23 protein-coding genes are annotated in these 25,995 nt (G+C 69.9%); 15 read left to right on the forward strand and 8 right to left on the reverse strand.

All coding sequences use genetic code 11. The features are described from left to right. Positions 1-53 precede the first annotated feature (53 nt). Genes IEZ13_RS22230 through IEZ13_RS22240 form a run of 3 tightly spaced genes read right to left on the reverse strand, consistent with a single transcriptional unit; the run spans position 54 to position 3,060 of the window. On the reverse strand, positions 54-1,304 hold the full coding sequence (locus IEZ13_RS22230; protein ID WP_183222907.1) for a phosphatidylserine decarboxylase: 1,251 nt from the start codon (positions 1,302-1,304) through the stop codon (positions 54-56). A gap of 56 nt (positions 1,305-1,360) precedes the next feature. Continuing rightward, positions 1,361-1,696: a hypothetical protein gene (locus tag IEZ13_RS22235; RefSeq protein ID WP_183222908.1), complete on the reverse strand. Its 336-nt coding sequence runs from the start codon at positions 1,694-1,696 to the stop codon at positions 1,361-1,363. Positions 1,697-1,731: 35 nt separating this feature from the next. Beyond that, on the reverse strand, positions 1,732-3,060 hold the full coding sequence (locus tag IEZ13_RS22240; protein ID WP_183222909.1) for a PspC domain-containing protein: 1,329 nt from the start codon (positions 3,058-3,060) through the stop codon (positions 1,732-1,734). Between the two features lie 137 nt (positions 3,061-3,197). Between IEZ13_RS22240 and IEZ13_RS22245 the strand changes: the two genes are divergently transcribed. The 8 genes from IEZ13_RS22245 (at position 3,198) to IEZ13_RS22280 (ending at position 11,643) form a co-directional block, all read left to right on the forward strand. After that, positions 3,198-4,451, forward strand: coding sequence for a PspC domain-containing protein (locus IEZ13_RS22245; protein WP_183223042.1), 1,254 nt, complete (start codon positions 3,198-3,200; stop codon positions 4,449-4,451). After that, positions 4,448-5,116, forward strand: a complete 669-nt coding sequence (locus IEZ13_RS22250; RefSeq protein WP_183222910.1) for a response regulator — start codon at positions 4,448-4,450, stop codon at positions 5,114-5,116. Before IEZ13_RS22245 ends, IEZ13_RS22250 begins: the two co-directional genes overlap by 4 nt. 242 nt (positions 5,117-5,358) lie before the next feature. After that, positions 5,359-6,993 carry a peptide ABC transporter substrate-binding protein gene (locus tag IEZ13_RS22255; RefSeq protein WP_183222911.1) on the forward strand — a complete coding sequence of 545 codons (1,635 nt, stop codon included), beginning with the start codon at positions 5,359-5,361 and terminating at the stop codon, positions 6,991-6,993. A 131-nt stretch (positions 6,994-7,124) separates the two neighbouring features. Continuing rightward, on the forward strand, positions 7,125-8,051 hold the full coding sequence (locus IEZ13_RS22260; RefSeq protein ID WP_183222912.1) for an ABC transporter permease: 927 nt from the start codon (positions 7,125-7,127) through the stop codon (positions 8,049-8,051). After that, positions 8,044-8,949, forward strand: coding sequence for an ABC transporter permease (locus IEZ13_RS22265; RefSeq protein ID WP_183222913.1), 906 nt, complete (start codon positions 8,044-8,046; stop codon positions 8,947-8,949). The genes IEZ13_RS22260 and IEZ13_RS22265 overlap by 8 nt, the downstream gene beginning before the upstream one ends. 8 nt (positions 8,950-8,957) lie before the next feature. Next, positions 8,958-9,989: an ABC transporter ATP-binding protein gene (locus IEZ13_RS22270; RefSeq protein WP_183222914.1), complete on the forward strand. Its 1,032-nt coding sequence runs from the start codon at positions 8,958-8,960 to the stop codon at positions 9,987-9,989. Continuing rightward, the gene (locus IEZ13_RS22275) at positions 9,982-10,986 is read left to right on the forward strand and encodes an ABC transporter ATP-binding protein (RefSeq protein ID WP_183222915.1); all 1,005 of its coding nucleotides are present in this window, start codon (positions 9,982-9,984) and stop codon (positions 10,984-10,986) included. The genes IEZ13_RS22270 and IEZ13_RS22275 overlap by 8 nt, the downstream gene beginning before the upstream one ends. A 195-nt stretch (positions 10,987-11,181) precedes the next feature. Beyond that, on the forward strand, positions 11,182-11,643 hold the full coding sequence (locus IEZ13_RS22280) for a hypothetical protein (protein WP_183222916.1): 462 nt from the start codon (positions 11,182-11,184) through the stop codon (positions 11,641-11,643). 68 nt (positions 11,644-11,711) lie between these two features. Here the strand turns inward: IEZ13_RS22280 and IEZ13_RS22285 are convergent, their stop codons facing one another. Both IEZ13_RS22285 and IEZ13_RS22290 read right to left on the reverse strand, forming a co-directional pair. Next, on the reverse strand, positions 11,712-12,002 hold the full coding sequence (locus IEZ13_RS22285) for a chorismate mutase (RefSeq protein ID WP_183222917.1): 291 nt from the start codon (positions 12,000-12,002) through the stop codon (positions 11,712-11,714). 235 nt (positions 12,003-12,237) lie between these two features. Continuing rightward, on the reverse strand, positions 12,238-14,010 hold the full coding sequence (locus IEZ13_RS22290; RefSeq protein WP_372441878.1) for a bifunctional metallophosphatase/5'-nucleotidase: 1,773 nt from the start codon (positions 14,008-14,010) through the stop codon (positions 12,238-12,240). Between the two features lie 234 nt (positions 14,011-14,244). On the opposite strand from IEZ13_RS22290, the gene pcrA reads away from it, so the two are divergent. Then, entirely contained in the window at positions 14,245-16,632 is a 2,388-nt protein-coding gene (pcrA, locus tag IEZ13_RS22295) for a DNA helicase PcrA (protein ID WP_183222919.1), read from the forward strand. Here the strand turns inward: pcrA and IEZ13_RS22300 are convergent. Both IEZ13_RS22300 and IEZ13_RS22305 read right to left on the reverse strand, forming a co-directional pair. Then, positions 16,629-17,336, reverse strand: coding sequence for a M23 family metallopeptidase (locus IEZ13_RS22300; RefSeq protein ID WP_229794874.1), 708 nt, complete (start codon positions 17,334-17,336; stop codon positions 16,629-16,631). The genes pcrA and IEZ13_RS22300 overlap by 4 nt on opposite strands. Positions 17,337-17,528: 192 nt before the next feature. Next, positions 17,529-18,266 carry a M23 family metallopeptidase gene (locus IEZ13_RS22305; RefSeq protein WP_183222920.1) on the reverse strand — a complete coding sequence of 246 codons (738 nt, stop codon included), beginning with the start codon at positions 18,264-18,266 and terminating at the stop codon, positions 17,529-17,531. A 420-nt stretch (positions 18,267-18,686) separates the two neighbouring features. On the opposite strand from IEZ13_RS22305, the gene icmB reads away from it, so the two are divergent. The 4 genes from icmB (at position 18,687) to IEZ13_RS22325 (ending at position 23,241) form a co-directional block, all read left to right on the forward strand. Then, positions 18,687-19,091, forward strand: a complete 405-nt coding sequence (gene icmB, locus IEZ13_RS22310; RefSeq protein ID WP_183222921.1) for a coenzyme B12-dependent isobutyryl CoA mutase small subunit — start codon at positions 18,687-18,689, stop codon at positions 19,089-19,091. Between the two features lie 545 nt (positions 19,092-19,636). Further along, entirely contained in the window at positions 19,637-20,815 is a 1,179-nt protein-coding gene (gene sucC, locus IEZ13_RS22315; RefSeq protein WP_183222922.1) for an ADP-forming succinate--CoA ligase subunit beta, read from the forward strand. A gap of 4 nt (positions 20,816-20,819) precedes the next feature. After that, positions 20,820-21,701, forward strand: coding sequence for a succinate--CoA ligase subunit alpha (gene sucD, locus IEZ13_RS22320; RefSeq protein ID WP_183222923.1), 882 nt, complete (start codon positions 20,820-20,822; stop codon positions 21,699-21,701). A gap of 106 nt (positions 21,702-21,807) precedes the next feature. Further along, on the forward strand, positions 21,808-23,241 hold the full coding sequence (locus IEZ13_RS22325; RefSeq protein WP_183222924.1) for a cell division protein PerM: 1,434 nt from the start codon (positions 21,808-21,810) through the stop codon (positions 23,239-23,241). Positions 23,242-23,243: 2 nt separating this feature from the next. Here the strand turns inward: IEZ13_RS22325 and IEZ13_RS22330 are convergent, their stop codons facing one another. Then, positions 23,244-23,567, reverse strand: coding sequence for a DUF4190 domain-containing protein (locus IEZ13_RS22330; protein ID WP_183222925.1), 324 nt, complete (start codon positions 23,565-23,567; stop codon positions 23,244-23,246). Between the two features lie 141 nt (positions 23,568-23,708). On the opposite strand from IEZ13_RS22330, the gene purN reads away from it, so the two are divergent. Together purN and purH are read left to right on the forward strand one after the other, a co-directional pair. Then, complete coding sequence (purN, locus tag IEZ13_RS22335) at positions 23,709-24,326, forward strand: phosphoribosylglycinamide formyltransferase (RefSeq protein ID WP_183222926.1); 618 nt, start codon at positions 23,709-23,711, stop codon at positions 24,324-24,326. Next, entirely contained in the window at positions 24,323-25,882 is a 1,560-nt protein-coding gene (purH, locus tag IEZ13_RS22340) for a bifunctional phosphoribosylaminoimidazolecarboxamide formyltransferase/IMP cyclohydrolase (RefSeq protein WP_183222927.1), read from the forward strand. The genes purN and purH overlap by 4 nt, the downstream gene beginning before the upstream one ends. Positions 25,883-25,995: the final 113 nt, after the last annotated feature.

A 25,995-nucleotide genomic window follows, 5' to 3' on the forward strand; every position in this document is an offset into this window, starting at 1 on the left:
TTCTCTGCGTGGTCGGCGGGGGTTCGGCTGAGAACCAGCCGAACCCCCAGCACTCAGGCGTTGGTGAAGCGGGCGATCACGGTGGAGCCGCCGACGACCCGCTCGCCGACGGAGACCAGGGCCTCCGCGCGGTCGGCGGGAAGGTAGACGTCGGTGCGGGAGCCGAAGCGGATGAGGCCGTAGCGCTCACCCTTGGCCAGCAGCGTGCCGACCGGCGCGCGCTGCACGATGCGGCGGGCGATCAGGCCGGTCCGCTGCGCCACCACGACGGTGCCCTGGTCGGTGTCGAGGACCGTGTAGGCGGCCACGTTGTGCTCGGCCGCCGCGGTCGCGGCGTTGGCGTAGCCGCCCTCCTCGACGAAGTAGTCGGCCACCCGGCCGGCCACCGGCGCACGGTTGACGTGCACGTCGAAGACCGACAGGAACACCGCGATCCGGAGGAACTCGCCCGGGCCGAAGCGCTCGTCGCGCAGCCGCTCGACCGAGAGCACCTTGCCGTCCGCGGAGGAGATGATCGCCGCCGGGTCGGTCGGGACGTCCCGCTCGGGGTCGCGGAAGAAGGCCGCCACCGGGGCCGCGGCGAGCGCCGGCACCAGCCAGAGCTTCGACTTCGGCCGGGCGCGGCGGGCCAGCACGGCCAGGCCGAGCGCGATGCCGGCCGCGGCGACGCCGTTGGAGTCGATGTGCATGGTCCGGGTCACCGGGACGCTCGACGTCCGGTACGCCGGGGCCAGGCCGGCCGCCGTCGACACCTCGGCCGGGCTGAACCGGAGCTTGTGCACCCGCAGCGGCGGCTGGTTGCGGACCACCAGGTCGGAGCCGACGCCGAAGAGCGCGCCCTGACGGAAGAGCTCCGCCGCGGCACCGGCGGTGCGGCCCGGGCCGGCCGGCACGGCGACCGAGAGGACGGCCCCGTCGGACAGGTACTTGCCGAGCTGATCGATCAGGGCGCGGGCCTCGTCGGCGGTGCCGGTCAGCGGCTCACCGACGATCACCACGTCGGCCGGCTGGGCCTCGGCGAGCGATTCGACGATCTTCACCCGATCGGCGACCCAGCTGCCCAGACCGGAGATGTGGCCGCGCAGCAGATCACTGCTGCTGTCGCGGCCGGGGACCAGGGTGAGGGTGTCGCCGGGCAGCAGCGCCTCGACGGCGGCGGCCACCACGGCCGAGGAGTGGTCGGCGCCGACCAGCAGCGCGGACGTGGCCGCGTTCTGCCGGGCGAACTCGGTGGTCAGGGCGCGGGCGGCCCGGGCACCCACGCCGGGAACGGGCGTGACGGACACGGTCGGAAACGCGGTCATTCAGCGAGCATATTGCCCCGCCCACCGGTCGCTGACCGATGGGCGGGGCGCAGGGCTCAATCGGCCGGGTGCTCGCGCTCGAATTTCCGGGCCGGATCGTCGAGCAGCTCGCGGACGATCGAGGCGTGCATCTCCGGCGGGAGATCGCCGGGAACCTCGGCCGTGGTCGGCGCGGCGGTCGCGGCCACCGGCTCGGGCTGCGGCTCGCGGCGGCCGGAGCGGATCGCACCGAGCAGGCCGACCACCCCGAAGAAGATCAGGCCGCCGGCCACGATCCAGCCCATCGGGGGCAGGTTGACCGTGAGCACCTGGGACACCGCCCACCAGAAGGCGACCGCCAGGAAGATCAGGCCGAAGGTCAGGGACACGCCATCCATCCGGTGCGGCCTCATGCCAGAACCTCCCCGGTCCGTGGTTACCGATCCGCTCATCGAATCACCTCCAGGTTTCCGGCCTCGACGCGGACGTCGAGTTGCAGGGTGCCACCGCCGGCGCCGTCCGCGCCCAGGTCGTCGGCCTGGCGGGTGCTGCTGTCGTTGTACTCCTCGCCGAACAGGACCAGCCGTCCGCCGTCGACGCCCGCGGTCACCGAGGCGTCCACGGTCGGCGGGAGAAGGATCCGGAGCTGGCCGAGCTTCATGCCGGCGGTGACCGCCTGGGTCTGCCCGGTGAAGTCGACCGAGCGCAGGTCCAGGGTCACGTTGCCGACGTCGAAGGAATACTCGTCGGCGACCGCCGCGAGGCTCGTCGGACGGTAGACGCTGGGCGTCCAGTCACGGCCGAACCGCTCCAGCCCACTGGACACGCCGAGCGCGAAGCTGAGCACCAGGGCCAGCGCGATCAGGCCCCGGGCCCGGCCGAACCAGGCGCCGACGATCAGACCGAGCGCGGTGGTCGCCAGGGCGCCCGCGAAGTAGGCGGAGATGGCCACGTCGACGCCGCTCATGTCGATCGCGGCGATCAGGCCGGTCACCATGACGACCGCGAAGAACGTCAGCCGGCCCAGGATCGAGCGTTCACGCGGCGGCTTCGGCGGCCTCGGCGGGCGCGGCGGCATCGGCGGCACCGGCGGGGGAGCGGTGGGCGGGCCGGCGAACGGGCCGTGCGGCGCGAACGGCGGACGGAACCCGCCGACGGGGCCCGCCTTGCTCACCGGTTCGCCGGCCGGCTCGGCCGCGGGCGGCGCCACGAACGCCATCGTCGGTTCCTCCGTGGGCGGCGGCGGGGCGTCCGGTGGTGGTGGCGCGGCGGCCTGGAACGGAGTCGCGCCACCCCTTTTGATCAGCAGGAACGCGCCCAGGACCACGGCCGCCGCGAGCATGCTGGCCCGTGCGCCCGAGTTGACGATGAAGGCGAAGGTCAGCAGAGCGGCGCCGCCGAGCAGCACCACTGACAGCGGCGCCATCCCGGAACGGCCCTTGCCCAGCAGCGACTCGACCGGGGAGGAGGTGTCACCCTCGGACGGGATGATCAGCCAGCCGATCAGGTAGAGCAGCACACCGGTGCCGCTGAGCACGCCGAGCACGCCGAGCACGACCCGCCACAGGACCGGGTCGGTGTTCGTGGCCCGGGCCAGAGCGCCGCAGACGCCGGCCACGTAGCGGCCGTTGCGGGGGCGGACGAGCTGCTGGCGGGACCAGGCCGCGGAGGCTGCGGCGACCCACGGCGGCACGTTGGAGCCGGGCGGGAAGCCCTCGGGCTGGTCGGAAGGTGCCTGGTCACCCTTGGGACCGGCACCGGGCGCTTCATCGTTCATGCCTCGATCCTGGTCCGCCGGCCGCCCGAGCCGCCTCCGGAGACGACCCTGAGGCCACCCTGAGATATCCGTCCCGGATGCCGGGGAACTTCCCCGTGGCTACCGCGTACGTCACGTGTGACGATCGGAGGGTGACTATCCCCGCCCCGCCGCAAACCCGCCGGCTTTACCGGCCGCGTGACCAGCGCATCGTCGCCGGGGTCGCGGCCGGGCTGTCCCGCCATCTCGGCGTGCCGGTGCTCGCCGTCCGGATCGCGCTCGTCGTGCTGCTCGGGTTCAACGCCCTGGGCCTGCTGCTCTACGCCGCCTACTGGGCGGTGCTGCCGCAGGAGGCGCGCGGCGAGGAGAAGCCGGTCCGCCGCGACCTGTCGGCCCTGCTGCCGTTCGCCGCCATCGGTCTCGGCGTGATCCTGTTGCAGGCCCAGCTCTTCGGTGACTCGGTGAGCACCACGGCCGGCTGGATGATCGCGGTGATCGCGGTCGGCGCCGGGGTGATCTGGCACCAGTCCGACCCGAGCCGCCGCGACGCGTACACCGACAATCCGGCCTCGGCGCCGTGGTTCGCGGCCATCGTCTCGGAGAACGACCGGCGGTCCTTCCTCTTCCGGTTCATCGGCGGCGGGATTCTGGTCGCGGTCGGCATCATCGGCGTGGTGGCGGTGTACGCCCCGTCCGGCTCCCTGTCCGCGGTGTTCAACGGCGTGATCTTCGCCTTCGTCGGCCTGCTCGGTGTCGGTGTGGTGGTGGCGCCCCTGGTCTGGCGTACCTTCGGGCAGCTGCGCGCCGAGCGGGAGGGCCGGATCCGGGAGCAGGAGCGGGCCGAGCTGGCCGCGATGATCCACGACCAGGTGCTGCACACGCTGGCCCTGATCCAGCGCAACTCCACCGACATCAAGGAGGTGCAGCGCCTCGCCCGGGGGCAGGAGCGCAGCCTCCGCAACTGGCTCTACCGGCCCACCGCGTCGCCGACCGAGCGGTTCGCCGCCGCGCTGGAGCAGGCCGCGGCCGAGGTCGAGGACACCTACGCGATCACCGTGGAGACCGTCGTGGTGGGCGACACCCAGTGCGACGACCGGGTGGCGGCGCTGGTCGCGGCGGCCCGGGAGGCGCTGGTGAACGCGGCCCGGCATGCCGGGGTGCAGACGGTTTCGCTCTATGCCGAGGTGGAGGAGGATGAGCTGAGCGTCTTCGTCCGCGATCGGGGCGCCGGTTTCGACATGGGCGGTGTGGCGGAGACCCGGCACGGCGTCCGTGGTTCGATCATCGGGCGGATGCGACGGCATGGCGGCCGGGCGGAGATCCGCAGCGAACCCGGAGACGGTACTGAGGTGCGGCTCATGCTTCCCGTCACGAGGGAGAGCGTGACCGCCGGTAAGGAGTCAGTGCGATGACCGAGCCCGTGATCGAGCCGGAGGCCCGTCGGCTCAACGTCTTCCTGGTCGACGACCATGCGATGTTCCGCGCCGGGGTGCGGGCCGAGCTGGGTGTGCACGTCGATGTGGTGGGCGAGGCCAGCACGGTGAGCGAGGCGATCAGCCGGATCTCCGCGGTGCAGCCGGACGTGGTGCTGCTGGACGTGCACATGCCGGACGGCGGCGGCCGGGCGGTTCTGGAGGCGGTCCGGCGGACCCATCCGCAGGTCCGGTTCCTGGCGCTGTCGGTGTCGGATGCCGCGGAGGACGTGATCGGCCTGATCCGGGCCGGCGCCCGGGGCTATGTGACCAAGACGATCTCGCCGGACGAGCTGGCCGCGGCGGTGCGCCGGGTGGCCGACGGCGACGCGGTCTTCAGCCCGCGGCTGGCCGGCTTCGTGCTGGACGCCTTCGCCTCCCGGCCGGACGTGCCGGTCGCCGACCCGGAGCTGGACCAGCTGACCAACCGCGAGCGGGAGGTGCTGCGGCTGCTCGCCCGGGGGTACGCGTACAAGGAGATCGCCAAGGAGCTGTACATCTCGATCAAGACGGTCGAGACCCACGTCTCCAACGTGTTGCGCAAATTGCAGATGAGCAACCGTTACGAATTGTCACGATGGGCTGCCGATCGGCGCCTCGTCTGACCCCTCCGGGACGGCCCTACAGGGAAGCTTCCTATAAGCTGCGCTGCACGCCGGACCGGAAGTTCGGTACGTATGCCCAGTTCAGGCTGGCCGAATAGGTATAAACCGTCACTGATGAGCCTATTTGCGGGCGTAGACGGCGAATATCGGCTTGATAACGGCCCTCCGGGTTTTCGTGTCTCTGTGTCACAGTGGCTCCTACTCACACAACCCCCGTGAGCGCCCCTGAAGGAGGCACTCCCATGCCTGGGAAACGCCCGTGGAAGATGGCGGCCGGCGCGGCCGCCATCTCCTTGTTGGTCGCCGGATGTGGAGGTGGCGACTCGGACGATGCGAGCGCCAACTCGAACACCATCGTGATCGGCATCGCCGAGCCCGAGCACCTGCTTCCGACGAACGCCACCGACGACAGTGGCTCGCAGGTGCTGTCCTCGCTGTTCTACCCGCTGGTCAACTTCAACAGCCAGCAGGAGCCGGTCGAGGTCGCCGCGGAGAGCATCACGCCGGACAAGGCCAACCGGGTGTGGACGATCAAGCTCAAACCAGGCTTCACGTTCCACAACGGCGAGCCGGTCACCGCGCAGAACTACATCGACGCGTGGAACTACGGCGCCTACGGGCCGAACGCTCAGACCGGCGGCTACTTCTTCGAGCGCATCGACGGTTACGCCGAGATGAACCCGCTGGACCCGGACAAGGACGGACCGCAGAAGCCCCCCACGCCGAAGACCAACGAGCTCTCCGGCCTGGAGAAGGTCAACGACCTGACCTTCACCGTCAAGCTGTCCGCGCCGTTCTCCAGCTTCGAGTCGGTGCTCGCCTACTCGGTCTTCCACCCGCTGCCCAAGGCCGCCTTCTCCGCGCCCGGCGTGATCGCCGAGGGCTTCGAGGACCAGATCATCGGTAACGGGCCCTTCAAGCTCAAGGGCAAGTGGGAGCACGACAACGAGGTCGTCGTGGAGAAGGTCAGCGACTTCAAGGGCCAGGTCCCGAAGATCGACGGCATCACCTGGAAGATCTACCAGGACGAGCAGACCCAGTACGCGGACCTGGTCTCCGGCAACGTCGACGTGCAGATGAACATCCCGATCGAGGCGCTCTCCAAGGCGTCCGCCGACCTGGGCACCCGCTTCCAGATGAGCGAGAACTCCGGGTTCGACTTCATCGGCTTCCCGACGTACGAGTCGGAGTTCTCCAAGCCCGAGGTCCGCAAGGCGATCTCGATGGCGATCAACCGGGAGGAGATCTCCGACCAGATCTTCCTCGGCTCCCGCATCCCGGCGAAGTCCTTCGTCTCCCCGGTGGTCCGCGGTTACCGCGAGAACATCTGCGGCGAGGCCTGCGAGTACAACCCGGTGGAGGCCAAGAGGCTGTACGACAAGAACGGCGGCCCTGAAGAGATCAAGATCACCTACAACGTCGACGGTGGTCACAAGGCCTGGGTGGACGCCACCTGCAACCAGATCAAGGCCTCGCTGGGTGTGAACTGCACCGGTTCGCCGGAGCCGAAGTTCTCGGTCCTCCAGCAGAAGGCGCGGGCCCACGAGCCGATCGGCCTGATCCGCCTCGGCTGGATCATGGACTACCCGCTGATGGAGAACTACCTCGGCCCGCTCTACAGCACCAACGGCTCGTCGAACCACTACGGCTGGTCGAACAGCAACTTCGACCGGCTGCTCAAGCAGGGTGCGCAGGCGCCGACGCCGGAGGCCGCGATCAAGAAGTGGCAGCAGGCGGAGGACATCCTCGTGCAGGAGATGCCGGTCATCCCGCTGCGCTTCATGCAGAACGTGTACGGCTATTCGGAGAAGGTTCAGAACGTCGAGATGGACCTCTTCAAGAAGGTCGACCTCTACGAGATCGAAACGATCGCCTGATCTGACCACACGGCTCTGGTGGCGTCACGGAAGACATGCGACCGTGACGCCACCGCTGTGTTGCCCCACTTCATCGTCGTCGCCGTGCTCACGAGGCCGGCGCTGTGCCGCGGAAGAGGCCAAGAACCGTAATGTTCCGCTACATCGTGCGGCGCTTACTACAGATGATCCTGACGTTCTTCGGGGCCACCTTCGTAGTCTTCGCGCTGATGTTCGCCAACCAGGACGACCCCATCCAGGCGCTGGTGGGCGAGAAAACGGCGAGCGACAGCCTGCGTGCTGCGCTCACCGAGCGGTACCACCTGGACGAAGGTTTCCTGACCCAGTACTGGTACTACATGAAAGGCCTGCTCACCGGCGATCTCGGTAAGTCGCTGACTGGTCGCGACATCTCCGAGATGCTGGCCGACGCGTGGCCGGTCACCATCCGGCTGGCGATCCTGGCCATCCTCATCGCCGCCGCGATCGCCGTCACCACCGGTGTCTACGCCGGCATCCGGCGGGGCGGCCTCTTCGACAACGGCACCCTGCTGATGACCCTGCTCCTGCTGGCCATGCCGATCGTGGTGCTCGCGCCGCTGGCCCAGTTGGTGTTCGCGATGGAGTTGCGGTGGTTCCCGGCCACCACGACCAAGAACGCGACACTGTACGAGCTCCTGCTGCCCGCCCTCGTGCTGGCCACCACGGTCATCGCCACCCAGTTGCGGGTCACCCGGACATCGGTGGTGGAGAACCTGCGGGCCGACTACGTGCGCACCGCCCGGGCCAAGGGATTGGCCCCGCGCCGGGTCACCTGGGTGCACGTGCTGCGTAACTCGCTGATCCCGGTGGTCACCCTGATCGGTGTCGACCTCGGCGTGCTGATGTCCGGCGCGATCGTCACCGAGGAGGTCTTCAACATCCCGGGTGTCGGGTTCAACCTGGCCCGGGGCATCCGCACCGAGGACGGCCCGCTCGTGGTCGGCTTCGTCAGCGTACTGGTGATCATCTTCTTGATCGTGAACCTCGCCGTCGACCTGCTCTACGCCGCCCTCGACCCGAGGATCCGTTATGAGTGACCCCAACCTGATCACCGTGGCCGAGGCGCCGGACGTCTCCGGAAGGTCGCGGAGCCTGGCCGGCGACGCCTGGGCGGACCTGCGGCGCAACAAGATCTTCTGGGTTTCCGCGGTGCTGGTCGTGGTGATCCTGCTGATGGCGTTCCTGCCGTCCCTGTTCACCTCGGCCGACCCCGGCGCCTGTGCGCTGTCGAACAAGCACAAGGGACCGACCGGCAGCGCCATCTTCGGGTACGACTTCCAGGGCTGCGACGTCTTCGCCCGGACCATCTACGGCACCCGCGCCTCGATCGAGGTCGGCGTCCTCTCCACCCTGATGGCGGGCGTGCTCGGCCTGGTCTTCGGGCTGTCCGCCGGCTACTTCGGAGGGACCACCGACGCGGTGCTGTCCCGGCTCACCGACATCATGCTGGGCGTGCCGTTCCTGCTCGGCGCGGTGGTCTTCTCGGGCCGGCTGTCCGGCAGCGAGGACGACGGCGTCTGGGCCGTGACACTCACCCTGGGCGTGCTCACCTGGACGTCGGCGGCCCGGGTCATGCGGTCCTCGGTGATCGCGGTGAAGAGCCAGGACTACGTGGCGGCCGGCCGGATGCTCGGCGCGAGCCCGGGCCGGCTGATGTTCCGGCACATCCTGCCGAACTCGATGGCGTCGTTCATCGTGGTGCTGACCATCCTGCTGGGCACCAACATCGCGGCCGAGGCGACGCTCTCCTACCTGGGTGTGGGGCTCAAGGGCGACGCCGTCAGCTGGGGTCTGCAGATCGCCGAGGCGCAGGACTACGCCCGGATCGCGGCCCACCCGCTGATCTGGCCGTCGATCTTCCTCGCCGCCACCGTGCTGGCCTTCATCATGCTGGGCGACGCCATCCGCGACGCCTTCGACCCGAAGTTGCGGTGACCTCCTCCATGACTGACATCAAGGCGACCATGGACGCCCTGCCCGGAATCGATCACCGGGCGCCCCTGCTCCAGATCAACGACCTGCACGTCGAGTTCCGGACCCGGGACGGCGTGGCCAAGGCGGTGAACGGGGCGAGTTTCTGGCTGTCTCCCGGCGAGACCCTGGCGATCCTGGGCGAGTCCGGCTGCGGCAAGTCGGTGACCGCTCAAGCGATCATGGGCATCCTGGAGAGCCCGCCCGGGCACCTCACCGCCGGCGAGATCCGCTACCGCGGCGTCGACCTGCTGAAACTGCCCGAGGCGCAGCGCCGCAAGGTCCGCGCCAACCGGATCGCGATGATCTTCCAGGACGCGCTGTCCGCGCTGAACCCGGTCTACACGGTCGGCTTCCAGTTGGCCGAGCTGTTCCGGATGCACCGCGGCATGTCCCGGTCGGACGCCAAGAACCGGGCCGTCGACCTGCTCGACCAGGTCAAGATCCCGGCCGCGCGGAGCCGGGTGAACGACTACCCGCACCAGTTCTCCGGCGGTATGCGGCAGCGCGTCATGATCGCCATGGCGCTGGCGCTCGACCCGGAGGTGCTGATCGCCGACGAGCCCACCACGGCGCTCGACGTGACGGTCCAGGCGCAGATCATGGGCCTGCTCGCGGAGCTCCAGCAGCAGCGCAACATGGGCCTCGTCCTGATCACGCACGACATGGGCGTGGTGGCCGACGTCGCCGACCGGATCTCCGTGATGTACGCGGGCCGGGTCGTCGAGGAGGCGCCGGTCCACGACATCTACGCCCGTCCCGGTCACCCGTACACCCGGGCGCTGCTCGAATCGATCCCGCGGCTCGACCTCAAGGGCCATCAGCTCAACGTGATCCGCGGTCTGCCGCCGGCGCTCACCGACATCCCGCGCGGCTGCGCCTTCAACCCCCGATGCCGGTACGCCAAGGACCCCTGCCGTCAGGATCCGGCGCCCCCGGCGTATGCCATCGCGCCACACCGCACCGCGCGCTGCCACTTCTTTCGGGAGGTCCTCGGTGAGTGACGTCGTCCTCGAGACCAGGGGACTGGTCAAGCACTTCCCCATCACCCAGGGCATCGTGTTCCAGAGCAAGGTGGGCGCGGTCCGCGCGGTCGACGGCATCGACCTGCAACTGCGCCGGGGCGAGACGCTCGGTTTGGTGGGCGAGTCCGGCTGCGGCAAGTCCACTCTGGCCAAACTGCTGGTCGGGCTGGAGAAACCGACCTCGGGCTCGATCATGGTGCGCGGTCAGGACATGACCCGGCTCTCCGGTTCGGCCCTGCGCCGGGCCCGCCGCAACATCCAGATGGTGATGCAGGACCCGTACACCTCGCTCAATCCGCGGATGACGGTCGGCGACATCATCGGCGAGCCGTTCGAGATCCACCCCGAGGTGGTGCCGAAGGACAAGCGGCAGCGGGCCGTGCAGGACCTGCTCGACACGGTCGGTCTCAACCCCGACCATGTCAACCGGTACCCGCATCAGTTCTCCGGCGGCCAGCGGCAGCGGATCGGCATCGCCCGGGCGCTCGCCCTGAAACCGGAGATCATCGTCTGCGACGAGCCGGTGTCGGCGCTCGACGTGTCCATCCAGGCCCAGGTGATCAACCTGCTGGACCGGCTCCAGGACGACTTCGGGTTGTCGTACATCTTCATCGCCCACGACCTGTCGGTGGTCCGGCACATCTCCGACCGGGTCGCCGTCATGTACCTCGGCAAGATCGTCGAGCAGGGGCACGACGTGGCGATCTACGACCAGCCGACTCACCCGTACACCCAGGCTCTGCTCTCGGCCGTGCCGGTCCCGGACCCGCGCCTGCGCGGAAGGCGCGACCAGATCGTGCTGGAGGGTGACGTGCCGTCGCCGGCCGATCCGCCGTCCGGCTGCCGTTTCCGGACCCGCTGCTGGAAGGCGCAGGACGTCTGCGGCGATCAGGAGCCGTTGTTGCAGATCCGGGAGCGGTCACCGCACCCCAGCGCCTGCCATTTCGCGGAGATTCGGTACGCGGCGAGTCGCTGATTCGTACGACAGCGGGCCGGGAGATCACTGATCTCCCGGCCCGCTGTCGTTTGCTCTAGATCATTTGGACATAAGTGTCCGCCAAAAATCACACTTTCGTGACTAAAAGTACCAGTTTATCTACTCTGACTTTTATGTCCGATATGGGAGAGTTTGGGCAACTAACCGAAACTCATCGGAAGTGAGGAAGACGGTATGAACAAGGTGCTCCGGACTCTGACGATGGCCGGTCTCGGCCTGGTGGCCGGGCTCGCTGCCAGCGCGCCGGCGATGGCGGTGGACGGTGGCGACAAGTCGCCGGCCAAGCCCGCGACCAGCAAGGTCCAGAAGCACTACCCGTACTACGGCGACGAGGTGGTCGGCTTCTTCCGTACGCTGGGTGGCTGCGAGCGGGCCGGCCGGGTCGGCCTGGTCCGCGGCTTCTGGGACGACTACGACTGCGACCTGGTGGGCGGCGGCTACCGCTGGGGCCGCGCCTGGGCGCTCGAGGTCGACCGCAACGCCTGGAACTGGGGCCGGCCCGGTTTCCGCGACTACTACCGCGGCTACCAGTACCGTTTCGGCAACGACGGTTTCCTCGGTTACGGTCCGCGCTTCGGCGGCTGGGTCAACGGCCCGATCGGGAACAGCCCGTTCGGTGTCGGCGGAGTTTACTGACCGCGGGTAGTCCACAGATTCCAACCGCAGCCGGACCGTTCTCGGTCCGGCTGCGGTATTTCATCGGGTCAGAGCGGCCCGCGGCCGGAGCGCAGCAGCAGCAGCGCGACCTGCGTGCCGTCGGGGCCCAGCGCGTTGCGGAAGTGCTCGATGATCTCCCGCTCCCGGGCCAGCACCAGGCGGGTGCCGCCGCTGGCCATCCGGGTCTTGCCGACCTCCTGGGAGAGGCCGGAACGCTCCAGCCAGAGATCGATGATCGTCTGATCGATCTCGTTGATGCGTTCGCGCATGGCGCGGATCTTGTCAGCGGCCGCCTCTTCGCCCGCGCCGGTCGTCTGGTCCATCACGTCGGCGGTCATGTCCTGCTCCTCGGGTGCTGGGGTCCCGGTGGGCCCGGCCCGGACAGCATCAAGCCCCGGGCTGGGAAACCCGGGGCTTGATGTAGGTCTGGGGTTCAGGAGCGACCTACGGCTGCCGGGCCTCCGGTGCCGTAGTAAAAAAATCGCGCCTGCTGGATCACGACCCGAGTATGCCCCCGCCCCGGACGGTCCCGCAAGGAAACCGCCCGAGTGTTGGGACGAAAGTTTGCGCTGATCAGGGGGCCGTCGATATGCGGTCGGCGGGACCCGGCGCGATCGGGCCGGTGGCGAGATGGGCCACCAGCGCGTCCACGTCGAAGCCCGGCGCGGTGACCCGTCCGGTGCCCAGGGTCAGGTTGCTGAACCCGTCCCCACCGTTGGCCAGGAAGTCGTTCGTGGTGACCAGGTAGTTCGCGGCCGGATCGATCGGCGTGCCGTTCAGCGTCAGGGCGCTCACCTTCGAGCCGGGGGCGGCCGACGCGCTCCAGGTGTACGTGAGCCCGTTCGACACCTGCAGGATCCGCTGCGTGGTCTGCCCGCCGAAGCCGGCGAACTGCTGCTCCAGCACGTTCTTCAGCTGCGCCCCGGTGAGGGTCTGGGTGACCACCAGGTTGTTGAACGGCTGGACGGTGAACGCCTCGCCGTACGTGACCTGGCCGTACGCCTCCCCGCCGCTGGACTGGTCGGCGTCCAGGTCGGCCCGGACACCACCCGGGTTCATCAGGGCGATCTGCGCTCCCGCCGACCGGGTGTACGCCAGCTGCGCGTCCGCGATCACGTCACCGAGCGGGCTCTCCCCGGCCGGGCCGGCGGTCCGGACGATGTCCGCGCTGATGCTGCCGACTATCCGGTTCGCGATCGGCGCGACCGCGGTGCGGTACTTGTCGGCCACCTTCTTGGCGGCCGCGTCCACGGTGTCCGGGTTCTTCGCGTAGGCCCCCGCGGCGTCGCGCACCCAGCCGCCCCTACCGTCCGGCACCCCGTTCTCCACGATCACGTTCTTAGCGGTGATCTCGGTGAACCGCCGGGTCCGACGGTCCAGGGTGTAGTCGATGTCGGTGATCAGCTGCCCGTTGCTGCCGGCGCTGGTGACGACCGTGTCGGCACCCTTGCTGTTCGGCAGCTTGCAGGAGTAGAAGCGGTGCGTGTGACCGGAGATCACGACACTGATCTCCGGGTTCAGCCCGGCCACGATCGGCACCAGCGGCCCGCTGAAGCCGGCGCAGTCGGAGACCCCGGGCGTCGGCGTGGCGGTGGCCTGCGAGCCGCCCTCGTGCAGCAGCAGCACCTGTGCCTTCACCCCGAAGAGCTTCAGCACGTTGCTCCACCTGTTGGCGGTCTCGATCTCGTCGGTGAACCGCACGCCCGATATGCCGGCCGGGTTCACGATGCTCGGCGTGCCCTCCAGGGTCATCCCGATGAAACCGACCGGTACGCCGTCCACGTACCGGATCTCGATGGGCGGAAGGATCGGCAGCCCGGTCTTCCTGTCGACGGTGTTGGCGGCCAGATAGGTGAACTTCGCGCCGCGGTACGGATCCCCGTCCTGGCAGCCGTCCACCGGGTGGCAGCCGCCCCGCTGGATGCGGATGAGCTCGGCCACGCCCTCGTCGAACTCGTGGTTGCCGACCGAGCTGACCTGCAACCCGACCTCGTTCATCAGCTCGATCGTCGGCTCGTCGTGGAACGCCGCGCTGACCAGCGGTGTCGCCCCGATCAGGTCGCCGGCCCCGGCGGTGATCGTCGGCCGGCCCTCCGCCTTCGCCTCGGCGCGCAACCTCTTCAGGAAGGTGGCCAGGTACTCGACGCCGCCGGCCGGGGTGCTGGTGCCGCTGGCGTTGACCACCGCGCCACTGCCGGTGGGCGGGTCGATGGCTCCGTGGAAGTCGTTGTAGCTGAGGAACTGCCCCTTGACCGTGAGGCCCTTGGGCGGACCGTACGCCGCGGACACCGGCGTGAACTCGGCCGGCGGTGCGGCCGCCGCGGTCCGGGCGCCCGGGATCGCCACCAGCGCGCCGGCCACGGCCAGGGCGGCCACCGGAACGGCCAGGTGTCGCCGCTGTGGAAGAGGCATGGGATCGTTCCCCCGATCGGTGAGAATTCGATGCCGATCTGGACAGCCTGGTGGATCAGTCGATTCGCCGCTACCACTTCGCGGTGAAAGATTGATTGCCGATCACCGATGTCCGCCCCGCTCGGCGCCGGAAACCTGTCGGTGGGTCGGCATAGACTGGCTCCCGCGATGCGACCTTCCTCCGAAACCCCTGACCTGTTCTCGGCGATGGCTCCCGAGCCCCCACGTCCGGCGCCCCGCCGGTTCGACGCCGAGTCCCTGCTCACCGGGCTGAACGGGCCCCAGCGGGATGCCGTGACCCACTCCGGGGCGCCGCTGCTCATCGTGGCCGGCGCCGGGTCCGGCAAGACGCGGGTGCTGACCCACCGGATCGCCTACCTGCTGGGCGAGCGCGGGGTGCACCCGGGCGAGATCATGGCGATCACCTTCACCAACAAGGCCGCCGGGGAGATGAAGGAGCGGGTCGCCCATCTGGTCGGGCCGCGCGCCCGGATGATGTGGGTGTCGACCTTCGACTCCGCCTGCGTGCGCATCCTGCGTGCCGAGCACGAGCACGCCGGGCTGAAGAGCACCTTCTCGATCTACGACGCCGACGACTCGCGCCGCCTCATGCAGCTGGTCGCCCGCGAGCTCGACCTGGATCCCAAGCGCTACACCGCTCGCGGCCTGGCCGCCCAGGTGTCGAACCTGAAGAACGAGCTGGTCCAGCCGGACGAGTTCAAGGCGAAGGCGAAGGGGCCCAACGAGCGGGCCGTCGCCGAGGCGTACGAGCTGTATCAGCGGCGGCTGCGCGAGGCGCACGCGCTGGACTTCGACGACATCATCATGACCACGGTGCACCTGTTCCAGTCGCACCCGCTGGTCGCCGACGCCTACCGTCGCCGGTTCCGGCACGTCATGGTCGACGAGTACCAGGACACCAACCACGCCCAGTACATGCTGATCCGCGAGCTGGTCGGCATCGAGGACCCGAGCGAGCTCTGCGTGGTCGGTGACGCCGACCAGTCGATCTACGCGTTCCGTGGCGCGACCATCCGCAACATTCTGGAGTTCGAGCGCGACTACCCGGCCGCGCGGACCATCCTGCTGGAGCAGAACTACCGGTCCACCCAGACCATCCTGACCGCGGCGAACGCGGTGATCGACCGCAACACCTCGCGCAAACCGAAACGGCTCTGGAGCGACCAGGGGCAGGGCGAGCAGATCGTCGGCTACGTCGCCGACACCGAGCACGCCGAGGCCGACTGGGTGGCCCGGGAGATCGACCGGCTCTGCGACAACCACGAGGTGCGCCCCGGCGACGTGGCCGTCTTCTACCGGACCAACGCGCAGTCCCGCGTCTTCGAGGAGGTGTTCATCCGCGTCGGCCTGCCGTACAAGGTGGTCGGTGGGGTGCGCTTCTACGAGCGCAAGGAGGTGCGGGACGCGCTCGGCTACCTCCGGGCGATCGTCAACGACGACGACACGGTCAGCATCCGCCGGGTGCTGAACACCCCGAAACGGGGCATCGGCGACCGGGCCGAGGCCTGCGTCGAGGCGCTGTCGTCACGCGACCGGGTGTCGTTCGGCCAGGCGCTGCGCCGGGCCAAGGACGCGCCGGGCATCTCCACCCGCGCGGCCAACAGCATCGCCGACTTCGTGGGGCTGCTCGACGACCTGCGGGTGCTGGCCACCACCGCCCCGCCGGAGGAGGTCCTGGAGGCCGTCCTGCAACGCTCCGGGCTGCTCGGTGAGCTGGAGGAGAGTCTCGACCCGCAGGATCAGGGCCGGGTGGAGAACCTCCAGGAGCTGGTGAGCGTCGCCCGGGAGTACACCGAACGCGTCGAGTCGCTGGCCGCCGAGGGGGAGGAGCAGGTCGCCACGCTGGCCGGGTTCCTGGAGCAGGTGGCCCTGGTGGCCGACGCCGACCAGATCCCCAGCGACGACCCGGAGCACCAGGGCGTGGTCACGCTGATGACCCTGCACACCGCGAAGGGCCTGGAGTTCCCGGTGGTCTTCCTGACCGGCCTGGAGGACGGCGTCTTCCCGCACATGCGGGCGCTCGGCGACAACACCGAGCTGGAGGAGGAGCGCAGGCTGGCCTATGTCGGGATCACCCGCGCCCGGCAGCGGCTCTACCTGTCCCGGGCGGTCACCCGGTCGGCGTGGGGCCAGCCGCAGTACAACCCGCCCTCCCGGTTCACCGACGAGCTGCCGGCCGAGCTGGTCCGCTGGGAGCGCACCGGCGGGTCGTACACGTCCTGGTCCGGGACGGGCGGCGGAGTGGGCGGCCGCGGTGGGGGAGACCGCCAGCGCGGCGGCGGCTTCGCCGGGGGGACTCCCAAGGCGCAGCGGATCGCCGAACGCCTCGGCATCGACGGCAGCAAGCTCGCCACCGCGAGCGACCTGAAGCAGGCCCCGAAGGTGGATCCCGGTGACCGGGTCAACCACCAGCGGTACGGCCTGGGCCGGGTGCTGGCCGTGGAGGGCCACGGCCCCGGCGCCCGGGCTCAGATCGACTTCGGTGACCAGGTGATGTGGCTGGTCCTGCGGCACGCCCCGGTCGAAAAGCTCTAGGCCGGGCAGCCGGAGATCTCCACCCCGTGCCCCCGCATCCACGCGGTCGGCTCGAGCGGGTTCTGGAAATGCCCCTCATGCACCTCGAAGTGCAGGTGGGGGCCGGTCGAGTTCCCGGTCGAGCCCTCGTCGCCGATGTGCTCGCCGGCCTTGACCACCTGGCCCACCTCGACGCCGATCACCGACAGGTGGCCGTAGTTGGTGAGGTAACCGTTGCCGTGGTCGATCAGGATCGCGTTGCCGTACCCGCCGTTGGGGCCGGCCGTGACGACGGCGCCGGCGCCCGCGGCCACCACCGGGGCGCCGTGCGCCGCGGCCAGGTCGACTCCGGCGTGCAGACGGCCCCAGCGCTGCCCGAAGCAGGAGGTCACCGTCGCCGACGGGAGCGGGTTGACCCACTGCCGCTTCGGCAGCGGGCGGGCCTTGAGGCGGACCGGGGCGCCGACCGGGCCCCCAGCGCCCGAGGCCGGGCCGAGCCGGGGCGCCTGATCGCTGGAGGGTGACACGACCGGCTGCGTGGCCGCGGCATGTGCGGCCGTGGCGTGCGCGGTCGTGGGGCGCACGGTTGTGGGCGGCTCGGAGGCGGCGCCGGTGGACGCCGCGGCGGACATGCCCGCGGCGCCGATCCCGGTGGCCAGGGTCGCGCCCAGCGCGGTCATCGTGACGGCTGTGCGGCCGCGGGAGGCGAACATCGCGGGGAGCACGGGCGCGCGGTGGCGGCGGAGGTTCTCCTGCCGATGCCGTCCGGTCCGGCCCGATGACGAATGCTGCCCCACGCGGATGACCCCTCCGACTGCCGTGACGTTCGCTGTCACGTACCTGTCGGACGGGGTGCGGGGCCCTGAAGAGGATTGGCGGAGTTCTCCGAAGCCGCAACCGGGAGGGTTGCGAAGAGATCAGGAGGCGGCGGCCGCGGCCAGACCGGCGTAGACCGACTCCATCTGGAGCTTGATGTCGACGCCCCGGTCCGCGAGGAAGGTGATCGGGTCGGTCGGCGTGCCCTTGACGTGCACCTCGAGGTGCAGGTGGGTGCCGTACGAATACCCGGTGTTGCCCACCTCGCCGATGACCTGACCGGCCTTGACCTGCTCGCCCTTCTCGACCACCACGCGGCGGGAGTGGGCGTAGATCATCTCGGTGCCGTCGTCCTGCCGGATCGTGACCGAGTAGCCGTAGCCGCCGCTGTAGCCGGCCGCGGTCACCGTGCCCCCGTGCACCGCCTTGTACGGCGTGCCCTCCGGGGCGGCCAGGTCGATGCCGGCGTGCAGCTTGCCGAACCGGACACCGTAGGCCGAGGTGAACTCGTACTCGTCGAGCGGCAGCAGGTAGATGTCCTTGGCGGCCTCTTCGGCGCTGAGCTCGGTGCCGGCGGCCTCGCGGTTCTCTCCACGGGACGCGGCGCCGTCCGAACGGCTCTCCAGGGCGTCGGCCGCGACCTGCTGCGTCTTGAGGCCCTGGAGGACGTCCGGGCTCACCGCCTTGGCGTCCGGGAGGTTGGAGGCCGCACCGAAGGCCACGACGCCCGCGCCGACGAAGGCTGAGGTGACGACGACGGCGTAGCGGCTGCGCGGAGGCGTCGGTACGCGGCGCCGGCCGCGATAGCGATCGGGCTCAGACGACAAGCGCTGGCGCACGAAGGATCCTCCGTCAGTGGCATTGCGGCGGCGCGGCAAGTTCAAACCCCAGGAAATTGGGTTGAACAGTGGTCCGGCCGGGCTGTCGTTGTGGGGGGAACCTGTGTGACAGCCGTCGCCACGGTAACGAAACGGCAGCCGGGTCACAAGTCGCAGCGCCAATTTCGTGACAGTTAGCCGTCAGTATTGATCATCTATTGTCCGAATTGATGAGCTTTACGGTCGCGCGTTAAGTCAACCCTCCGTAATTGCTTGGGGGGCGGAAAGTAATGTGACCCACTCAACTATTCCCTCGGTCCCCTGGTCGGGTCCAGCGGCTACCCCGGCCAGGCGTCCCGGGTTACCGTTCGTTCAGGTGACCACGGAAGGAAGTCCGCGCTGCGGCCGGACGCCGGGGTCGGAGAGCCCGGAGGGGTCAGCATGCAAGCACGGATCAGGGTCGTCGTGGCGAAGCCCGGGCTGGACGGGCACGACCGCGGGGCCAAGGTGATCGCGCGGGCGCTGCGCGACGCCGGTATGGAAGTGATCTACACGGGGCTGCACCAGACGCCCGAGCAGATCGTGGAGACCGCGATTCAGGAGGACGCCGACGGCATCGGCCTGTCCGTCCTCTCCGGCGCGCACATGACACTGTTCCGCAGGGTGCTGGAACTGTTGGCGGAGCGTGACGCCGCCGACATCGTGGTATTCGGTGGCGGCATCATTCCCGAGGATGACATCGCCGAATTGCAATCACTCGGGGTAGCCGGCCTATTCACTCCGGGTGCGTCACTCGAATCCATCGTCGAATGGGTTCGCGCCAATGTGGCGGCGCCGGTCGCCTGAATAGGCTGCTGAACGGGCCGGGCGCAAAGGGAGAGGCCGGACGCACCCCTCACACGTCCGGCCCCTCTATGCGCGATGCCCCGCCGCCACCCCTCGACCGACAGGGCATCGGCCGCTTTCCGTACGGGCGCCGTGGCGCTCCGACACCTGACTCAACGACCCCCTCCCGAGCGGGTTACGCGCGCATGCGTGACTTTTTCGGCGCGGGCCTCCGGCACGGTCGCTCCATCAACGGGACGGCCGCGAGATTCGCCACCACATCGGCCACCGTCGGATGGTGAGTTCTCCGTGTACACCCTGTGCACGGTGGTCACAGCGGCCCCGGCCTGCGCTTTCGCCACTCCGGTGTGTGGTCTTGCACACCGTGCACCCGCGCGCCAACGGAGGTCGCTCAGGTCGCTAGTCTGCGGATGAAGGCCGTTTCGCAGATGCGGATGGGCCGGACGATCCTCACGCTGGCGGCGCGCTGCGCTGCGCCGCGCACACAGGTCGGGACGCAACGGTGCGGCTTGCCGGCGCTTGGCGTCGCGAGCGAAAGGAGACACGTGGACCTGTTCGAGTATCAGGGGCGCGACCTGTTCGAACGGCACGGGCTGCCCGTGCTGGGCGGCGGCGTCGCCGAGACCCCGCAGGAGGCCCGGGCGATCGCCGAGCGGCTGGGCGGCAAGGTCGTCGTCAAGGCGCAGGTCAAGGTCGGTGGCCGTGGTAAGGCCGGTGGCGTCAAGCTGGCCGACGGGACGGACGAGGCCGAGGCCCGTGCGACCGACATCCTGGGCATGGACATCAAGGGCCACACGGTCCACAAGGTGATGCTGGCCGAGACGGCCGACATCAAGGAGGAGTACTACTTCTCCTACCTGCTGGACCGGGCCAACCGGACGTTCCTCTGCATCGCCAGCGTCGCCGGCGGCATGGAGATCGAGACGGTCGCCGAGGAGGACCCGGACCGGGTCGCCAAGATCGCGATCGACGCGAGCAAGGGCGTGGACGAGGCGAAGGCGCGCGAGATCGTGACCGCCGCCAAGTTCCCGGCCGAGGTCGCCGACCAGGTCGTCGACATCGCGGTGAAGCTGTGGGCGGCGTTCGTCGCCGAGGACGCCACGCTGGTCGAGGTCAACCCGCTCGCCAAGGTGGGCGACGGCCGGGTGCTGGCGCTGGACGCCAAGGTCACGCTGGACGAGAACGCCGGCTTCCGGCACCCCGACCACGAGGCCCTGGAGGACAAGTCCGCGGTCGACCCGCTGGAGCAGGCCGCCAAGGAGAAGAACCTCAACTACGTCAAGCTCGACGGTGAGGTCGGCATCATCGGTAACGGCGCCGGCCTGGTCATGTCGACCCTGGACGTGGTGGCGTACGCGGGCGAGAGCCACGGTGGCGTCAAGCCGGCCAACTTCCTCGACATCGGCGGTGGCGCGAGCGCCCAGGTGATGGCGAACGGCCTGGAGATCGTCCTCGGTGACCCGGCCGTGAAGTCCGTCTTCGTGAACGTCTTCGGCGGCATCACCGCGTGCGACGCGGTGGCCAACGGCATCGTCCAGGCCCTCGCCCTGCTCACCGAGCGCGGCGAGACCGTCACCAAGCCGCTGGTCGTCCGCCTCGACGGCAACAACGCCGAGGCCGGCCGCGCCATCCTGGACGGCGCCAACAACCCGCTGGTCGAGCGGGTCGACACGATGGACGGAGCGGCCCAGCGTGCCGCCGAGCTCGCGGCTGCGGGGAAGTGAACTAATGGCGATCTGGCTCACCAAGGACTCCAAGGTCATCGTCCAGGGCATCACCGGTGGTGAGGGCTCCAAGCACACCAAGCGGATGCTCGCCGCGGGCACCCAGGTGGTCGGTGGCGTCAACCCGCGCAAGGCCGGCACCAAGGTGGACTTCGACGGCACCGAGCTGCCCGTCTTCGCCAGCGTGGCCGAGGCCATCGCCGCGACCGGCGCCGACGTATCGGTGATTTTCGTACCGCCGGCGTTCACCAAGGCCGCGGTCGTCGAGGCGATCGACGCCGAGATCCCGCTCGCCGTGGTGATCACCGAGGGCGTGCCGGTGCAGGACTCGGCGGCGTTCTGGGCGTACAACGTGGCCAAGGGCGAGAAGACCCGGATCATCGGCCCGAACTGCCCCGGCATCGCGTCGCCCGGCGCCTCCAACGCCGGCATCATCCCGGCCGACATCACCCCGCAGGGCCGCATCGGCCTGGTCAGCAAGAGCGGCACGCTGACCTACCAGCTGATGTACGAGCTGCGGGAGTTCGGCTTCTCCACCGCCGTCGGCATCGGTGGTGACCCGATCATCGGGACCACGCACATCGACGCGCTGAAGGCGTTCCAGGAGGACCCGGACACCGACGCGATCGTCATGATCGGTGAGATCGGTGGCGACGCCGAGGAGCGGGCCGCCGAGTTCATCAAGGCCAACGTCACGAAGCCGGTGGTCGGCTACATCGCCGGCTTCACCGCGCCGCCCGGGAAGACGATGGGCCACGCCGGCGCCATCATCTCCGGTTCGGCCGGCACCGCCGACGCCAAGAAGGTCGCGCTCGAGGCGGCCGGCGTCAAGGTCGGCAAGACGCCGTCCGAGACCGCCCAGCTCATGCGCGACATCTTGAGCTGAGCAGGCCTGTGCAAACGGCGCGCCGTCGATCGGGAAGCGACCCGATCGGCGGCGCGCCGTCGTATCTGTATCGCCGCTCCGGCATCGGCATGGAAAAGTAGGCGCGATGTCCAGCACACCCGACCGGCCCGGCGGCTCGGAGGACCCGTTCGCGGTCGCCGAGGCGCTCCAGTCCGTGGTGCGGGACACCGCCGCCATCGAGCGGGAGGCCCCCGCCGAGCGGATCACCGAGGCGATCGGCGCCGATGACGGCCGGCGCGACACCGTGGTGCTCGACGAGGAGATGCTCGGGCGCCGGGAGACGGTCCGGGTGCCCACCCAACGCCGGCCCACCCCCGGGCGGCGCGCCCCGCTGCCGGTCGCGGCCCTCTTCGCCACGCTGTGGGCGGCCCTGCTGACCTACCTCCCGGTAGCCGCCGTGATCGGTCTGGCCCGCACCCTGGAGGGCTCCGGCGGGCTGGCCGGCGCCGCGCACGCCGGGCTGGCCGGGTGGATGCTCGGGCACGGGGTGCCGATCGGGACCTCGATCGGGCCGCTCGCGCTCGCCCCGCTGGCGCTCACCGGGTTCGTGCTCTGGCGGCTCAACCGGGCCGGGCTGCACGTGACCCGGGCGATCGGGGCCAGGCGGACCGGTTCGATTCCCCGGGCGATTCTCGTCGCGGTGGTGGTCGGTTGCGCGTACGCCCTGGTCGGAGCCCTTGCCTCGATCCTGGTCGACGGCCGCGGCACGGAGGTCTCCACCGGTGTGGCCGCGTCGCGTTTCCTCGCCCTCGGCGTCCTCGGATCGCTGGTCGGGGCGCTGCGCGGCACCGACGCGATCTCGGTCCTGGCGCGCCGGGCGCCACCCGCGATCCGGCACGGTCTGCGGTCCGGTGTGGTCGCGGCGTTCCTGATCCTCGCCGCCGGAGCGGTCGCCGGCGGGCTCGCGGTCGCGCTCGGCGGAGCCCAGGCGGCGGACATCATCGCCGGCTACCAGACCGGCGTGGCCGGCCAGGCCGGCATCACCCTGATCAGCATCGGGTACGCGGTGAACGTCTCGATCTGGGCGGCCGCCTACCTGCTCGGCCCCGGCTTCGCGCTGGGCACCGGCACCATCGTCCGGCTCACCGAGGTCGCGGTCGGGCCGCCGCCGATGCTGCCGCTGGTCGCCGGGCTCCCGGAGGGCCCGGTCGGGGCGATCGGCACCCTGCTGCTGGCCTGCCCGGTGATCGCCGGGGCGGTGGCCGGCTGGGCGCTCACCCAGCGGCTGCGGTTCGGCCGGGACAGCGCGTGGCGGGCCGCCCGGCGGGCCGGCAAGGGCTCCGCCGCCGTCGTCGAGCCGCGCTGGTCGCTGCTGGTGACGTCGGGCCTGTTCGCCGGACCGGTCGCCGGGGTCGCCCTGGGTGTGCTGGCCTGGCTCTCCGGCGGCGCGGTCGGCTCCGGGCGGCTGGCCCGGATCGGGCCGGACCCGGTCCAGACCGGCGTCGTCGCGGCCCTCGTGGTGGCCGTCTCGGTCACCCTCGGAGCCACCGCGACCAGGGCGTTCTTCCGCCGCTCCTGAATCTAGAAGTTCTGGAAGTCCTGCGGGTTGAAGTCCTGCATGACCATGCCCAGGATCACGAACACCACGGTCAGGGCCAGTGTGGCGGCACCGCAGGCGATGCCCGCGATGGCCTGCCCGCGGTTGGTGGCCCGGCCCTGTTCGGCCTTCTGCTTGCCGAGGAAGCCCAGGACGACCGCCGCGATGGCGAGCGGCACCCCGAGATAGAAGCAGCAGAGCGCCGGGATCGAGACGATGCCCAGGATCATGGCGATCAGGCCCTGGTTGTTGTCGGCGCCGGACGGCGGCATGCCGCTCGGTCCGTAGTAGGGCGGGGGAGTGCTCATGCTTCGGTCCTCCGGATCCGGCGTGCGACCAATGATCGGTACGGATGCCCAAGTCGTCGCAGCTTAACGCAGGAGTGACCGATGCCGCCCGGGAAACGCCCCGTTGTCGGGGATGGCTCGGCGCGACGATAGGGTGCACAGGTGACTGACCCCGCGCCCGCCCGCCTGGTCGTCCTCATCTCCGGATCGGGCAGCAACCTGCAGGCTCTCCTCGAAGCGACAGCCGACCCGGCGTACGGCGCCACCGTGGTCGCCGTCGGTGCCGACCGGGACGGGATCGCCGGCCTGGAGCACGCCGCGGCCGCTGGAATTCCCACCTTCGTGGACTCGGTGAAGGCCTACCCGACCCGGGACGACTGGGACGCCGCACTGACCGGGCACGTCGCCGCCCATCGCCCGGATCTGGTCATCTCGGCCGGCTTCCTGAAACTGGTCGGCAAACAGTTCCTGGACGCGTTCGGCGACCGGTACATCAATACCCACAACGCGCTGCTGCCGGCCTTCCCCGGCATCCACGGTCCGCGGGACGCGCTGGCGTACGGGGTGAAGGTGGCCGGCGCGACGCTCTTCTTCGTGGACGCCGGTGTCGACACCGGGCCGATCATCGCCCAGACCGTGGTCCCCGTGCTCGACGACGACACGGAGGACACGCTCACCGAGCGCATCAAGGTGGCCGAGCGGGCCCAGCTGGTCGACTTCGTCGGCCGCCTGGTCCGCGAGGGCTGGACCATAGCGGACAGAAAGGTACGGATTCCGTGACCTCCACAGAGGGTCGTCGTCCGATCAAGCGGGCGCTGCTGAGCGTCTGGTACAAGGACGGCATCGTCGAGCTGGCGCAGGCGCTGCACGCCGCCGGGGTAGAGATCGTCTCGACCGGTTCGACCGCGTCGACCGTGGAGGCGGCCGGCGTCCCGGTCACCCGGGTCGAGCAGTTGACCGGCTTCCCGGAGATCCTCAGCGACCGGGTCAAGACGCTGCACCCGCGTGTCCACGGTGGGCTGCTCGCCGACATGCGGCTGGAGAGCCATGTGAGCGAGCTGGCCGAGCACGGCATCGAGCCGTTCGACCTGCTGATCAGCAACCTCTACCCGTTCACCGAGACGGTCGCCTCGGGTGCGGGCGAGGAGGAGTGCATCGCGAAGATCGACATCGGTGGGCCGGCCATGGTCCGGGCCGCGGCCAAGAACCACGCCTCCGTCGCGGTCGTCACGGCCGTCTCCGCGTACCCCCTGGTGCTGGAGGCGGTGAAGGACGGCGGTTTCACGCTGACGCAGCGCAAGCTGCTCGCGGCTCGCGCTTTCGCGGACATCGCGGAGTACGACGTGGCCGTCGCCAACTGGTGTGCCTCGACGTTGGTGGAAAGTGAGTGGCCGGAGTTCGCCGGGCTCGCGCTGAAGCGGGAGAACACGCTTCGCTACGGGGAGAACCCGCACCAGCGGGCCGCGCTCTACCTCGACCCGGAGGCGCCCGCCGGCCTGGCCCAGGCCGAGCAGCTGCACGGCAAGGAGATGTCCTACAACAACTACGTCGACGCGGACGCCGCCTGGCGTAGCGCCAACGACTTCACCGAGCCGTGCGTGGCGATCATCAAGCACGCCAACCCGTGCGGGATCGCGGTCGGGGCGGATGTGGCCGAGGCGCACCGCAAGGCGCACGCGTGCGACCCGGTGTCGGCCTTCGGCGGCGTGGTGGCGGTCAACCGCGAGGTGACCGCGGAGCTCGCCCGGCAGCTCGGCGAGATCTTCACCGAGGTCGTCGTGGCGCCCTCCTACGAGGCCGAGGCCCTGGAGCTGTTCCGGGAGAAGAAGAATCTGCGGGTCCTGGTCGCCCCGGCCTGGAACCCCCCGGCCACCGAGATCAAGCAGGTGGGCGGCGGCGTGCTGGTGCAGTCGGCGGACCGGATCGACGCCGACGGCGACGACCCGGCGAACTGGACCCTCGCGACCGGCGCGCCGGCTTCGGCCGGGCAGTTGGCGGATCTGGTGTTCGCGTGGCGGGCGATCCGCAGCGTGAAGAGCAACGCCATCCTGTTGGCGTCGGACGGCGCGACCGTCGGTGTCGGCATGGGGCAGGTCAACCGGGTCGACTCGGCGAAGCTGGCCGTCTCCCGGGCCGGCGCCGAGCGGGCCCGGGGCAGCATGGCGGCGTCCGACGCGTTCTTCCCGTTCCCGGACGGTCTCGAGGTGCTGATCGAGGCGGGAATCAAGGCGGTGGTCCAGCCCGGTGGCTCGATCCGTGACAACCTGGTGATCGAGGCCGCCGAGAAGGCCGGCCTGACTGTCTACCTGACCGGGACGCGGCACTTCTACCACTGATCACATTGCTGGCAGGGTCGGCTGAGGTGGCTTATCTCCCGTTCAGCCGACCGGCTGGTAATCGTCCGTTAACCGGCTGATACGGTCGCGAAAATTCGCCCGGACACTGGGAG

Origin of the sequence: Actinoplanes campanulatus, assembly GCF_014647795.1 — a bacterium.
In the GTDB taxonomy this organism is placed as follows: domain Bacteria; phylum Actinomycetota; class Actinomycetes; order Mycobacteriales; family Micromonosporaceae; genus Actinoplanes; species Actinoplanes campanulatus.

Bases quoted from the DNA above. Each gene is read 5' to 3' on its own strand.
- IEZ13_RS22330 (WP_183222925.1), bottom strand. From the start codon at position 23,567: ATGAGCACTCCCCCGCCCTACTACGGACCGAGCGGCATGCCGCCGTCC.
- IEZ13_RS22265 (WP_183222913.1), top strand. From the start codon at position 8,044: ATGAGTGACCCCAACCTGATCACCGTGGCCGAGGCGCCGGACGTCTCC.
- IEZ13_RS22325 (WP_183222924.1), top strand. From the start codon at position 21,808: ATGTCCAGCACACCCGACCGGCCCGGCGGCTCGGAGGACCCGTTCGCG.
- IEZ13_RS22255 (WP_183222911.1), top strand. From the start codon at position 5,359: ATGCCTGGGAAACGCCCGTGGAAGATGGCGGCCGGCGCGGCCGCCATC.
- IEZ13_RS22240 (WP_183222909.1), bottom strand. From the start codon at position 3,060: ATGAACGATGAAGCGCCCGGTGCCGGTCCCAAGGGTGACCAGGCACCT.
- IEZ13_RS22260 (WP_183222912.1), top strand. From the start codon at position 7,125: ATGTTCCGCTACATCGTGCGGCGCTTACTACAGATGATCCTGACGTTC.
- IEZ13_RS22280 (WP_183222916.1), top strand. From the start codon at position 11,182: ATGAACAAGGTGCTCCGGACTCTGACGATGGCCGGTCTCGGCCTGGTG.
- IEZ13_RS22285 (WP_183222917.1), bottom strand. From the start codon at position 12,002: ATGACCGCCGACGTGATGGACCAGACGACCGGCGCGGGCGAAGAGGCG.
- IEZ13_RS22270 (WP_183222914.1), top strand. From the start codon at position 8,958: ATGACTGACATCAAGGCGACCATGGACGCCCTGCCCGGAATCGATCAC.
- IEZ13_RS22230 (WP_183222907.1), bottom strand. From the start codon at position 1,304: ATGACCGCGTTTCCGACCGTGTCCGTCACGCCCGTTCCCGGCGTGGGT.
- icmB (WP_183222921.1), top strand. From the start codon at position 18,687: ATGCAAGCACGGATCAGGGTCGTCGTGGCGAAGCCCGGGCTGGACGGG.
- IEZ13_RS22250 (WP_183222910.1), top strand. From the start codon at position 4,448: ATGACCGAGCCCGTGATCGAGCCGGAGGCCCGTCGGCTCAACGTCTTC.
- pcrA (WP_183222919.1), top strand. From the start codon at position 14,245: ATGCGACCTTCCTCCGAAACCCCTGACCTGTTCTCGGCGATGGCTCCC.
- sucD (WP_183222923.1), top strand. From the start codon at position 20,820: ATGGCGATCTGGCTCACCAAGGACTCCAAGGTCATCGTCCAGGGCATC.
- IEZ13_RS22235 (WP_183222908.1), bottom strand. From the start codon at position 1,696: ATGAGGCCGCACCGGATGGATGGCGTGTCCCTGACCTTCGGCCTGATC.